This window comes from Endozoicomonas montiporae CL-33 (assembly GCF_001583435.1).
Lineage (GTDB): Bacteria > Pseudomonadota > Gammaproteobacteria > Pseudomonadales > Endozoicomonadaceae > Endozoicomonas_A > Endozoicomonas_A montiporae.
Window position 1 is genome coordinate 2,493,128 of the sequence record NZ_CP013251.1, and the last position, 13,100, is coordinate 2,506,227.

Here is a 13,100-nt window from a genome sequence, read left to right on the forward strand (position 1 = left end):
GCGGGTGTTGTTCAGCAGCGTATAACGCTTCCGGGGGCAACCGATGTACAAGATACCAGAATCATGCCTAATGACACCGGGCGTCTTCAGGACAATGCTAAGGTGCAGTTCTCAGAGGTTCTGGATGATGCGCTGCAACACGTCAGTAACCTTGAGCATGGCGCAGACCAGATGCGAACAGATTACGAGCTGGGTCTCGGTGATGACCTGGTAGGTGCAATGATTGCCAGTGAAAAAGCATCATTGTCTTTTCAGGCAGTGGTTCAGGTGCGTAACCGGGTAGTCTCTGCTTACGAAACCGTGTTTAACATGCCGGTGTAACGGTCGGGGAGAACGAGAGTGAGTGCATCGGTAAAAATGGACCCGACTGCGGCCATGCAGCGCATGCGAGAAGGGGTGTCGTACATTTCATCCAGGGCTGGCAAGGATTTTTCCGGCGTTGTTAAAAAAAATCCGGCACTGGTGGCAGTCAGTGTCGCGCTGTTGTTCAGTCTTCTGGTCGTCACCGGCTTGTGGCTGACCAGTGGTGATGATAGCGACAACTGGCGTCCGCTTTATGGTCGTCAGGAGCTTTATGATGTCGCTGCCGTGGTGGAAGCGTTGGACGCTGGTCGTCTGGATTATCGCTTGCATCCGACCAGTGGCCAGATTCTGGTGGCGGCTGATGAGTTGAATGCTGCCCGTATGCATCTGGCGACAGCCGGTATCAAGCCTGCGGCCTCTGCAGGAATGGAATTGCTGACCAGTGGTGGTCAGCTGGGTCGCAGCCAGTTTGTTGAGCGTAAGCAGTATTTGAAGGGGCTTGAAGGTGAGCTGGAGCGAACCATCGCCAGCCTGCGCCCGGTGCGCACTGCCCGTGTGCATCTGGCTGTTCCCGAACGAACTGCCTTTTTGCGTGAGCAGGTCGAGCCTGCGGCTTCTGTTTATCTGGATCTGTATCCGGGTATTCGCATGGAAGGTCGTCAGGTGCAGGGCATTATCAACCTGCTGGCTGGCAGCTTCCCTGATCTTAAGCCTGAACGTATTCACGTTCTGGATCAGAACAGTAATCCTCTGACGGCGGATGAAAATGCGCCCAGCCAGACTGATCAGCAGATGCAACATCGTCGTACGGTTGAACAGCAGTATGTTCAGCGCCTGACGCATTTGCTGGAACCTGTGGTGGGTGAAGGCAATTTACGGGTGGCGGTGAATGCCGACATCGATTTCAGTTTTGAAGAGAGCTCCCGTGAAGGGTATGACCCGGAGAATTCCGTGCTGCGCAGTGAAAGCTACAGCGGCAATACAGCCCCGCAGGGTGCAGGTGGTGTACCCGGTGCCGCTTCCAACGTAGAGAATCTGGATGAAGGTACTGGTACTGGCGATGAAAACAGTGACGTCAATGTCAGCAGTATCCGGAATTACGAAATGGGCCGGACGATGAGTTATCAGCGTCAGGATGCTTTCCGGATAGCCCGAATTAATGCCTCTGTCATTCTTAATAGCCGGATCAATGGTGCTGAAGCCGATTTCACTCTGTCAGCCGTCGATGATCTGGTGCGCAATGCAGTGGGAATAGATCTTGATCGTGGTGACCGTATTACTGTACGTTCACTGCCGTTTTATGATAGCGGTGCTGCAGAAGACGATCCAATGTCTTCTATGGTGATGGCTGTGCGTGAGGGGGGTTCGATGATGCCGTTGATGATCGGTCTGCTGATTTTGTTTCTGATTCTGGTGGTTGTGGCGGTTATTTATTACAGCATACGTCTGCATCGTCAGCGCAATGAGCAGGCGGCGCTGGCTGCCGAGTTGGCATTGCTGGATGCCGGTGCCGGTAATGAAGAGTCTGAAGAAGACGCATTAAGCAAAGTGGATGCGACGGCGTCGGATCGTGTCAGGGATCTGGCAGTGTCCAGTCCGGATCAGATTGCAACCATTCTTGAACGCTGGATTAAGGAGGCGGACTGATGAGTTCAGTAATGTCACCAGACGATAATTCTGCTGCTGTTAATCGCAGCAAGCTGGAACAGGCTGCGATTGTGATTCTCGGGTTGGGTGAAAAGGCGGCGGCACGAGTGCTGCGCCTGATGTCGGCAAAAAACGTTGCCCAGCTAATGCAGGTGATACCCAGGGTACACGGCGTTGTTGAAAGTGAACTGGAAACCATCATGGATTCCATGGCGACAGAATGTAACGATGCGCCTTTGTTCAGTGACAAGTCCGGCATTGATCAGGCATTGCGTAAAGTGCTTGGTGAAAAGCGTGCCCGCGATCTGCTGCAGTCCTCTCAGGGGGATCAGTTTGGCGAAGTGTTGGAAAAGCTGCTGATGCTTGATCCGAAACTGGTGGCCCGACTGATTGCCAATGAGCATCCGCAGTTGCAGGCGATTACCCTGGCTTGTATCGAGCCGGCCAAGAGTGCCCATATTATACAGAGCTTTTCTGAGCAGCGACAAAATGATCTGACCGAGCGGATGGCGAACCTCAGCTCGGTTCCTACCTCTTCCCTGGAAGCGATTGCCGGTTTGCTTGACAGTCTGACCCAGCAGGAAGTCAGCACTTATGCCGTTAATGGTGTCGGTCAGCTGGCAGAGGTGCTGAACCATATGGATGCTGAATCCGGCGATGACCTGCTGGATAATCTGCGTACCAGAGATGGTGATCTGGCCGATCAGGTGGCCTCCCTGCGCTTTACCTTTGAACATGTGCTTGAGCTTGAGCTCGATTCCCTGCGTGTGGTGTGTGAAGCCGCTGAGAATGAAATGCTGTCCATCGCCCTGCGTGGTGTGGTGCCTGAGCGTCAGGAACATGTTTACTCCTGTATGGGTAAACGTGCAGCAGCCATGCTTCGTGAAGAAGTGGAGTCCGGTGTCAGTATGCGAGCCAGTCGTGTCAACGAGGCGCGTGTTCAGCTGACTGCGCTGGCGCGTAAGCTGGCGCGTGAGGGGCAGATTGAACTGGTTTCTTCAGCCGATGAGCTGGTTGGGTGAGTGCAGATGATGATGACTCATAAGTCTGCGCAGCAGAAGGTGGCCTGTGAACAGTAATGAGCAGGTCAGGCCATTTGCATTTCCCGGGCCCGGCAAAGGGCTGAAGCCGTCGGTAAACATTGAACGCGCAGAGCCTGAGTTGCAGGTTATGGCAGGCCGGAGCCGACGAAGACAGAAGGATTCAGGCTGGAATGACGGTGATAAAGGGCGGCTACGTCAGTTTGTCACCAAACGACAACCGGAGCCTGATGAATCCGGTAATGTTGCCTTGCGCCCGGCGTTTGCAGTCGCTGTGGAAGGTGAAGGCGCTAAAGAAAACCGTAAGCCGATGGCTCGTCTTCGACGGAAAGGATCTGAAGCGTTATCGGTTAGCGTCGAAAATGCGTCTGAGTCTGTTCCTGACGGCAAAGAGTCTTCAGAAGCTTTGTCTCAAAACGCCTCCGGTTCTGATCTTCAATCCGCCAGTGATGATGTTGAGTCGGTTGAGGAGTTGAGAGCGCCAGAAGCAAAGGAGGTTCCCCATCAGGCTGATGTGGATGAGGAGCCTGATGTTGAGGCGACTGTAGAAACAGACTCAACCGGGATTTCTGCTTCGAAGAATGAAACGCCTTCAGACCTTGCAGCTACAAATTCAGACATTGACCAGTCCACTGAAGTGGCCGGAAAAGCGGCACCTTCAGTGCCACCATCAACCGCTGCTGCCGCACTGCAGAAAGCGATGGACGACATGTTTCAGAAAGGTCTGGAGCAGGGGCGGCAGGAAGCGTTAAATGATCAGGCTAAAGTGGTTCATCAGCAGGCGTTCGATCAGGGTGTTGAATCGGGTCGTCAGACTGGCTACGAAGAAGGTCTGCAGCAGGGATTGTCGGCAGCGGCTGATGAACTGAGTCATCGGTTTGCCGGTATAGAAGCACTGATTCATGAAATGGAAGAGCATCGTCGTTTGCTTTCCCGTCAGCAGGTGATGGGAGCAGCGCGATTGCTGGAAAGGCTGGTGATCGAGGTGGTGCGTACCGAGTTGCGACATTCACCGGAACAGATTCAGGCGGTGGTTGAAGAAGCGGTACACCTGCTTGACCGGACAGATCATGAATCTATTGCTCTGCGTGTGCATCCGGACGATGCGGCCTGGTTGCAGGGCTTTGTTCAAAACAGCAGTGAAGCCTTTGTTGTGCGCCCTGATCCGGCAATTACCCGGGGCGGCTGTCGAATTGAAGGACGTCTGGGGCATGTGGATGCGACGCTGGAAGAACGTCTGACCGATTGCATTGAACAGTTGCGTACCTGCTTGCTGGAAGATCCTCTTGAGGCGCCACCGGTTGATATTTCTCCGGTTTACGACCGTATTCAGCCAAAGAAAGAGGTGCATTCGGGTGCTCATTCAGTAGCTCATTCAAACGCTGTGACAGCATCATCAGGCAGGCTGAGCCCTGAGCCTGAATTGCCGTCGGCAGAATTGTCAGCAGTTGCACAAAGGCCTGCTGTACCAGCCAGCGATTCTTTCTTTGGTTCAGAGGCTTCCGGGCAGTCTGGGCTGGGTGCCTGGGGTGACCTTGGGCAGTAATACTATTTTTTAGATAAATATCACCAATGCTTCTGATGCTGCTAAAAAGGCGGATGTCGTATTGGTGATCTGGAGTGATCTATGACCTCTCTGGTCGTTATTGATGAAGGTTCTGCCCAGGCAAAGGCAACGTATCGGGCTGAAAACGGCGCTATTGTGACTCATGTTGTGCCATCCCGCGTAGCCGAGCAGGCCAAGGTGGATATCAATGGTTATTCCGGGTCTGCCTACTTCACCGAGGAAGGTGGCGAGTACACGGTAAATGGCGATTTTGACGACATTATTCGTACAAACATCCCTTCCTACCAGACATCCGAGGCCAACCGTGCGCTGGTGCATGAAACACTGCGTCAGAGTGGCTTTGCCGGCCGTCCGGTGCGCGTGGCGGTCACCCTGCCAATGAATCAGTTTTTCTCAAAGGTGCAGGGTGCGCCTATCAATCAGAAGCTGATTGCCAACAAGAAGCGTAATGTGCTGGGCGGTATTAAATCGGCTGCAGGACATCAGCTGGCAGAAATTATCGACTGCAAGGTCTATCCGGAAGGTATTCCTGCCCTGTTTGATACCATTCGCAACGACGATGGCTCCCTTAAGCCCGGTTTCGAAGAAGGCATGAAAATTCTGGTGGTGGATATCGGCGGTACGACAACAGACGTATCGGTCGTCACGCCTGATGGCACCATTGAGTCTTACGACAGCTTTAGTACAGGTGTCTTGACGGTGGTCGAGCGTTTTTCTGAACTGGCAGCCCCGGAATTTGGCCTGAAACGTATCCCTCGTGCGCTGGCTGAAGAAGCGGTTAAAACCGGTCGCCTGAAAAACATGAACGTTTCCGAACTGATTCAGCGTGCCAGCCGCAATGTGATGCAGACCATTTTGCGCGAGCTGGAAGCCATGGTGTCTACGCCTTCACTGCTGGACAAGATCCTGATGGTTGGCGGTGGTGCTGCGTTGATGGGTCGTGACCTTGCTGAAGCAATGGGTGTCGAGGTATTGATTCCCGAGCAGCCGGATATGGCCATTTCCCGTGGTATTTACAAGCTGGAAATGCTGAAGGCCAGAAGCTGAGGTTTCTGTAGACAAGGTAGGTTGGTGCGAGCGGTACACGATCTTCCTACACGGTTGGTCAATTTTCACCGCTGGTTCACAGGTTTTTATTTAGTCACCGTGTTGGGAGGCGCTTCGCTTGTCCCAACCTACATTCCAAATGTGAAGCGTTGCCGGGTTCTTATCTCCAGGATAAACGACGATGAAAGAAGCAAGTTTGTCAGACCGGCTACAGTCTGCAGGCAAAAAAATGCATGTGCCAGCCGGTAAGGTGTATGGCCGTTTGCAGCGCGTTAAAGGGTTGTGCCTTGAGGCTTCGGGCTGTCGTCTGAGTACCGGACAACGTTGTCTGATTGAACGACAGGATGGTTCTGCTCTAGAGGCAGAAGTAGTCGGCTTTGAAGGCGGTCGTCTGTTTTTGATGCCGCTGGAACAGCCCGCCAATCTCAGTAGTGGTGACTGGGTTCGGCCTATTCATACCGACACGCGCATACCGGTGGGTGAGAATCTGCTGGGGCGGGTAATCGATGGAGTAGGGCGTCCGCTGGATGGTAAAGGTCCGCTGGATGCGGATGACAGTACCTCGCTGGAAGGTGAGTCGATTAATCCGCTGAAGCGTCGCCCTATTGCTGAACCTCTGAATGTGGGTATTCGTGCCATTAACAGTCTGCTGACGGTGGGTAAAGGGCAGCGTCTGGGCCTGTTTGCGGGCAGTGGTGTTGGTAAGAGTGTTCTGCTGGGCATGATGACCCGTTATACCAGTGCCGAGATTACCGTGGTGGGTTTGGTCGGTGAGCGTGGCCGGGAGGTGCAGGAATTTATCGAGCACAGTCTTGGCAAAGAAGGTATGAAGCGTGCGGTTGTTATTGCTGCGCCTGCAGACAGCTCGCCGGTTATGCGACTGCGGGCGTCCAGATTGTGCCATCGTATTGCCGAATATTTTCGGGATCAGGGTCGGGATGTATTGCTGCTGATGGATTCTCTCACCCGTTTTGCCCAGGCGCAGCGGGAAGTGGCGCTGGCTGTTGGTGAACCGCCTGCAACAAAAGGTTATCCACCTTCGGTGTTCAGCCTGCTCCCGACACTGGTTGAGCGTGCCGGTAATGGTGAAAACGGTCAAGGTTCCATGACCGCATTTTATACGGTGTTGTCAGAAGGTGACGATCAGCAGGATCCAATAGCTGATTCGGCGCGAGCCATTCTGGACGGGCACTTTGTGCTGAGTCGCGAGCTGGCTGAATCCGGCCATTACCCTGCCATTGACGTAGAACAGTCGATCAGCCGGGTGATGACGCAGGTGACCAGTGACGAGCATCAGAAACTGGCGCGACAGTTTCGCCAGACTCTGGCGCGTTATAACAAGAACAGTGAAATGGTCGCGTTGGGTGCCTACCGCAAGGGTACTGATCCAATGATTGACCAGTCTATTCAGATGTATCCGGCGATGGCCGGATTGTTGCAGCAGGGCATTCATGAGGCAGCGGATTTTCAGCAATCGCTCGATAGTCTGCAAAATCTATGGCCGAATGTCCGGCGTGATACCCGCCCTGTTCAGTCATAGTACGTTGTCGCACTTTTGTAAAAACTCCTTGTAAAAACTCCGGGTGCCCTCTTTTGTGGGCATGACACGATTTGTCAATACCTTTGGAGGCTATCTGCGTGCCAAATACGGTGAAAAGGTCCACAAAATTTCCGTCAATGCTTCGTTCACCTGCCCAAACCGCGATGGCACAAAAGGTATTGGAGGCTGCACGTTCTGCAACAACGCTTCGTTCAGCCCTGATACGACCAATGCCGGAGACATCACTGCCAGGATTCAATCTGCCAAAGATAAAGTACCTAAACGTACCGGAGCGGGAAAATTCATCGCTTACTTCCAGTCATACCGTAATACTTATACCAATTCCGTCTTCTAAACATGAATTGCGCAGCCATTCCAAACCGCTGGTTCGGCGTCAGAACTCCTCGCAATAGCCAGCTATTACTCGTCGTTCTTCCTTGCCCGGCGATTTGGATTGGCTTGCTCATGGTCATATTTAGAAAACGGAATTGGTATTACGGCTCTGTTGATGACCTGAGACGTTATTGTGACGAAGCATTGTCTGATGCCGATGTCATTGGTCTGGCCGTTGGCACTCGTCCAGACTGTGTGCCGGATCCGGTTCTTGCTTCTGATTTGCACCCGTTGCATCACACCCATTTGACATGACCTCTAAAGTGGTCTTAAGTATACGCCGACTGACAAATATAACTGGGCAGAGTCTTCAGGTTTTCTGTTTCCTCTTATGGCCACGGCAATCTGGAAAACGGTTCGAGGTATCAAAACCAGTGCAGCCAGGTTTTGATATCCATACGGTTAGTCGTCATTTCCGCTTTCGAGGCTGTCGCAAAAGACAAAAAAACAGGATATACCCCTTACCGTGTCATGCCCACGCAGGTGGGGGATATCCTGAGAGGCTGTCCGGGAATAGTTTGGGGAATAGTTTGGGGAATAGTCTGCCCTGCCGGCAACTGCTCCTGCGTTTCCCTGGCTCCGGCACCCATGCCGTCGTGCGGTCGTAGCAAGTAGCAAATTAGTCTAAAAATCCACTTTTTTCGCTGAATAGCTTGCTATTCACCTCTCAAAACCGAATTTTTATCCTCAATTTTCTACGATCCTTGCTACGGGCACTATCCCCGGACAGCTTCCCGGGTTGCTCTGCGGCAGTCGACTTTACGGGAAGTGGGATGGTGTTTTTGTCCGGGACTTTGGAGAAAAGCAATGAGTATTATTGAAAAGAGCTGGGCTATTGCGGGCCTGGTTATTTCACTGGCAGCCAGCTGTTTACAGGCGCAGGCTCAAACAACCCCCAACGCTCAACAGCCAACAGAAACGGCAATTCGATTTCTATTAGAGCATGTGATTCCTGTAGATCCGAATCGATTGCCAGAAACAGTCACATCAACCCCCGCGCCCGCAGGCAGTAGTGTCCTGATACAATCAATCCCCACGCTCAATGGCAGTAGTGTCCTGATACAATCAATCCCCACGCTCAATGGCAGTAGTGTCCTGATACAATCAACCTCCACTCCCACCCCCACCCCCACCCCCACGACAGGAAGCATCCCGACAAAACGTTATGATTGTGATCCTGACGTTCTTCCTGTCACTATGAGTATCTCATGGGGTAGGAAATATAGGGAAAATATCTTGGCTGTGGCAATAAGTTCCGGCGGTTTTATAGGATGTAAATCTTCTAATTTTGGTGTCGTTCAAATCTTTACTTTGGGGGGGAGAAGGGAACCCAAACTCGAACACACCGAACATGTAAGTCAGTGGATCTATGGCGTTGACTTCAACAACGGCCAGCTGGCATTCGGGGGGCATAATAAGCAGATCAGCGTTCTCGACGACAGCTCGTTCGCCCACCTGAAAACCCTGAATACAACAATGAACATAGAGAGCGTTGTCTACAACCACGAAGGCACTCTTTTGGCCGCCGGAACGGATGACAGCGATAAAAATGAGGTCATAGTTTATAACGTGACGGACTCATACTCCATTCTGCACCGCTTGAGGAATAATAGGCGAGGCAGTGTAGGTGTTCTTGAGTTCAACAAAGACAGCACCGAGCTGGCATTTGCGGAGGATGGAAATGAAGTCTGGATTTATGACGCGACGACTACCGCATTTTTGCAAAAATTGGACGCTGAGTCAGCTACTGTAAATGACCTTGACTACAGTGACGACGGTAATTATCTGGCAGTTGTGGGGGGGGATCAAATTCTAAGGGTTTATTATAAAATGGAAAGCGACCCTTCGTTCTTTACCCTCACTCACGCCTTGTTAGTCGGTCACAAGTTAGCTTCCGTTGTTTTTAGTCCCGGTAGCACCTGGCTTGTAGTAGGGTTGTCTGATGGATCGGTCAGGTTTTATGATCCGGAGGATCTAACCATTCCTCCGCAGATCATCAGCCATAAGCAAGCCGTGGAAGGCCGTTTATATGACCTTCAATTCAGCGACAGCGGCACTATGCTGGCAGTCGCCAGAAATGATGGAATCAGTATTTATCGGATCGTCAGAAAAAACACTACAGACGTATATAATGATTTGGCTTCTACAACTCCGGAAGTATATGATTATTGGACTTCTACAACCCCGGAAGTACATGATTATTCGACTTCTACAACCCCGAAAGTACATAATGATTCGACTTCCACAACCCCGTTAGTCGCACTATTCATGGCTGTTCTTGGAGGAGGGATGCTGTTGCCATGATGTCGTTGTTGGGCTGGCGTTATACCAATTTCGCCTTCTAAATATGACCATGAGCAAGTCATTCAGAATCGCCGGACAATACTCTGAAGGGCATAAAGGCGAAACGACGAGTAATAGCGAGCTACTTGTGCCCTTTGGGTGTTGCGAGGAGTTCCAACGCAGCTCCCGTGATTCAGAATGGCTGCGTAATTCATGTTTAGAAGGTGAATTGGTATTAGTCGTTCTGATTCTTCTGTGTTTTCTGATTCTTCTGTGTTTTCTGATTCTTCTGTGTTTGAGGGTGCCTCCGGATAAGGCAGACTATTCCCGGACAGCCTCCCGGGTTGCTTTGTGGCAGTCGACGTTACGGGAAGCGGGATGGTGTTTTTGTCCGAGGTTTTGGAGAAAAGCAATGAGTAGTATTGAAAAGAGCTGGGCTATTGCGGGCCTGGTTATTCCACTGGTAGCAAGCTGTTTACAGGCGCAGGCTCAAACAGCTCCCAACGCTCAACAGCCAACAGAAACGACAATTCTATTAGAGTATGTGATTCCTATAGATCCGAACCGGTTGCCGGAAACAGTCACATCGACCCCCATGCCCACAGGCAGTAGCGTCCTGACGCAATCAACCCTCATCCCCACCACCACCCCCACCTCCACCTCCACCCCCACGACAGGCAGCAGCTCGCCAAAACGTCATTGTGAGCCTTACATTCCTTTTAGCATCTCATGGGGCAGGAAGAATGGGGAAGATATCTTGGCTGTGGGAATACGTTCCGGCGGTTTTAAAGGGTGTCCAAAAACCGGTGCCCTTCAAATCTTTACTATAGGGGTCGGAAGGGAGCCCAAGCTCCAACACATCGAACATTCAAGTCATTGGGTGTCAAGCGTTGACTTCAGCAACGGCCAGCTGGCATTCGGGGGGTATGATAAGCAAGTCAGGGTTCTCGACGACGGCTCGTTCGCCCACCTGGAAACCCTGAATACAACAATGCGGATAAAGAGCGTTGTTTTCAACCGCGAAGGCACTCTTCTTGCCGTCGGAACGGATGACGGCGATAACACCGGGGTCATGGTTTATAACGTGACGGACTCATTCTCCATGCTGTACCGCCGGATGAATAGGCTATTTAGTTTAAGTGATCTTGAGTTCAACAAATACAGCACCGAGCTGGCAGTTGCGGAGGGGAATACGCAAGTCACGATTTATAACGTGACGACTTTCGACCTTTTGCAAACCTTGGCCGCTGCACCAAGAGCTATATTAGACATGGACTACAGCGACGACGGTAATTATCTGGCAACTGTGGGTGTGGATCAAATTCTCAGGGTTTATAAAGTGGAAAGCGACTCTTCGTTCTTTACCCTCACTCACGCCTTGTTAGTCGGTGACCAGTTAACTTCCGTTGTTTTTAGTTCCGGCAGCATCTGGCTTGTAGTAGGGCTGTATGATGGAACGGTCAGGTTTTATGATCCGGAGGATTTAACCATTTCTCCGAAGATCATCAGCTATAAACAAGCCCGTTTATATGACCTTGAATTCAACGACAACGACACTGTGCTGGCAGTCGCCAGAAGTGATGGAATCGGTATTTATCGGATCACCAGAAAAGACACTACAGAAGTACATAATGATTCGACTTCTACAACCCCAAAAGTACATAATGATTCGACTTCTGCAACCCCGTTAGTCGCACTATTCATGGCTGTTCTTGGAGGAGGGATGCTGTTGCCATGATGTCGTTAGTTATTGGTATTAGTCGTTCTGATTCTTCTGTGTTTGTAGATGCCTCCCGATAAGAGACTATTCCCGGACAGCCTCCCGGACAGCCTCCCGGACAGCCTCCCGGACAGCCTCCCGGACAGCCTCCCGGATTGCTTTGTGGCAGTCGACTTTACGGGAAGCGGGATAGTGTTTTTGTCCGAGGTTTTGGAGAAAAGTAATGAGTAGTATTGAAAAGAACTGGGCTATTGCGGGCCTGGTTATTCCACTGGTAGCAAGCTGTTTACAGGCGCAGGCTCAAACAGCTCCCAACGCTCAACAGCCAACAGAAACGACAATTCTATTAGAGTATGTGATTCCTATAGATCCGAACCGGTTGCCGGAAACAGTCACATCGACCCCCATGCCCACAGGCAGTAGCGTCCTGACGCAATCAACCCCCACCCCCATCCCCACGACAGGCAGCAGCTCGCCAAAACGTCATTGTAAGCCTTACATTCCTTTTAGCATCTCATGGGGCAGGAAAAACAGGGAAGATATCTTGGCTGTGGGAATAGGTTCCGGCGGTTTGAAAGGGTGTCCATATTCTGGTGCCGTTCAAATCTTTACTGTAGGAGCCGGAAGGGAGTCCAAACTCCAATACGCCGAACATTCAGGTAACTGGGTACCAAGCGTTGACTTCAACAACGGCCAGCTGGCATTCGGGGGGGATGATAAGCAGGTCAGGGTTCTCGACGACGGCTCGTTCGCCCACCTGAAAACCCTGAATGCAACCATGCCGATAAAGAGCGTTGTCTACAACCGCGAAGGCACTCTTCTTGCCGTCGGAGCGGATGACCGCGCTCACACCGAGGTCATGGTTTATAACGTGACGGACTCATTCTCCAGGCTGTACCGCCTGATCGATAATCGGGTAAGCGGTGTAAATGATCTTGAGTTCAACAAATACAGCACCGAGCTGGCAGTTGCGACGGGGGATACGGACGTCTGGATTTATAACGCGACGACTTCCGACCTTTTGCAAGACTTGTCCGCTGCGACAGGAATTATATACGACATGGACTACAGTGACGACGGTAATTACCTGGCAACTGTGGGTGTGGATCAAACTCTCAGGGTTTATAAAGTGGAAAGTGACTCTTCGTTCTTTACCCTCACTCACGCCTTGTCAGTCGGTAACGGGTTAACTTCCGTTGTTTTTAGTCCCGGCAGCATCTGGCTTGTAGTAGGGTTGTCTGATGGAACGGTCAGGTTTTATAATCCGAAGGATCTGTCCATTTCTCCGCAGATCATCAGCTATAAGAAAGCCTATTTATATGACCTTGGCTTCAACCCCGACGGCACTAAGCTGGCAGTCGCCAGGAAAGATGGAGTCAGTATTTATCGGATCGTCAGTAAAGACACTGAAGTACATAATGATTCGACTTCTACAACCCCGTTAGTCGCATTATTCATGGCTGTTCTTGGAGGAGGGATGCTATTGCCATGATGTCGTTGATAAACGATCCCGGGCAGGACTCAAAACTGAAAGGTTATACCAATTCCACCTTCTGAACA

Annotated in this window: 12 protein-coding genes; 11 read left to right on the plus strand and 1 reads right to left on the minus strand. The window is 51.5% G+C overall.

What is annotated here, in order from left to right; all coding sequences use genetic code 11:
* Positions 1-63 precede the first annotated feature (63 nt).
* From fliE to EZMO1_RS26200, 8 genes are all read left to right on the plus strand, one after another.
* Entirely contained in the window at positions 64-321 is a 258-nt protein-coding gene (gene fliE / locus EZMO1_RS11365) for a flagellar hook-basal body complex protein FliE (protein ID WP_222842224.1), read from the plus strand.
* A gap of 18 nt (positions 322-339) precedes the next feature.
* A complete protein-coding gene (gene fliF, locus EZMO1_RS11370; RefSeq protein ID WP_145912570.1) occupies positions 340-1,950 on the plus strand; it encodes a flagellar basal-body MS-ring/collar protein FliF in 1,611 nt (536 codons plus the stop codon).
* The gene (locus tag EZMO1_RS11375; protein WP_034873285.1) at positions 1,950-2,972 is read left to right on the plus strand and encodes a flagellar motor switch protein FliG; all 1,023 of its coding nucleotides are present in this window, start codon (positions 1,950-1,952) and stop codon (positions 2,970-2,972) included. Before fliF ends, EZMO1_RS11375 begins: the two co-directional genes overlap by 1 nt.
* A gap of 46 nt (positions 2,973-3,018) precedes the next feature.
* The gene (locus tag EZMO1_RS11380; protein ID WP_034873286.1) at positions 3,019-4,536 is read left to right on the plus strand and encodes a FliH/SctL family protein; all 1,518 of its coding nucleotides are present in this window, start codon (positions 3,019-3,021) and stop codon (positions 4,534-4,536) included.
* 81 nt (positions 4,537-4,617) lie between these two features.
* Complete coding sequence (gene parM, locus EZMO1_RS11385; RefSeq protein WP_034873287.1) at positions 4,618-5,604, plus strand: ParM/StbA family protein; 987 nt, start codon at positions 4,618-4,620, stop codon at positions 5,602-5,604.
* 181 nt (positions 5,605-5,785) lie between these two features.
* Positions 5,786-7,144: a flagellar protein export ATPase FliI gene (fliI, locus tag EZMO1_RS11390; protein ID WP_034873288.1), complete on the plus strand. Its 1,359-nt coding sequence runs from the start codon at positions 5,786-5,788 to the stop codon at positions 7,142-7,144.
* A gap of 61 nt (positions 7,145-7,205) precedes the next feature.
* A complete protein-coding gene (locus EZMO1_RS11395; protein ID WP_034873289.1) occupies positions 7,206-7,499 on the plus strand; it encodes a TIGR01212 family radical SAM protein in 294 nt (97 codons plus the stop codon).
* 110 nt (positions 7,500-7,609) lie between these two features.
* A complete protein-coding gene (locus EZMO1_RS26200; protein WP_145912571.1) occupies positions 7,610-7,792 on the plus strand; it encodes a hypothetical protein in 183 nt (60 codons plus the stop codon).
* Positions 7,793-7,998: 206 nt separating this feature from the next.
* Here EZMO1_RS26200 and EZMO1_RS27295 read toward each other — a convergent pair whose 3' ends face one another.
* The gene (locus EZMO1_RS27295; protein WP_222842225.1) at positions 7,999-8,148 is read right to left on the minus strand and encodes a hypothetical protein; all 150 of its coding nucleotides are present in this window, start codon (positions 8,146-8,148) and stop codon (positions 7,999-8,001) included.
* A gap of 196 nt (positions 8,149-8,344) precedes the next feature.
* Between EZMO1_RS27295 and EZMO1_RS11405 the strand changes: the two genes are divergently transcribed.
* The 3 genes from EZMO1_RS11405 (at position 8,345) to EZMO1_RS11415 (ending at position 13,032) form a co-directional block, all read left to right on the plus strand.
* Positions 8,345-9,841, plus strand: coding sequence for a WD40 repeat domain-containing protein (locus tag EZMO1_RS11405; RefSeq protein ID WP_034873291.1), 1,497 nt, complete (start codon positions 8,345-8,347; stop codon positions 9,839-9,841).
* 391 nt (positions 9,842-10,232) lie between these two features.
* Positions 10,233-11,558 (plus strand): WD40 repeat domain-containing protein, encoded by a 1,326-nt coding sequence (locus EZMO1_RS11410; protein WP_061509462.1) that lies wholly within the window; start codon positions 10,233-10,235, stop codon positions 11,556-11,558.
* A gap of 205 nt (positions 11,559-11,763) precedes the next feature.
* A complete protein-coding gene (locus EZMO1_RS11415) occupies positions 11,764-13,032 on the plus strand; it encodes a WD40 repeat domain-containing protein (protein WP_034873294.1) in 1,269 nt (422 codons plus the stop codon).
* The last annotated feature ends 68 nt before the right edge of the window (positions 13,033-13,100 follow it).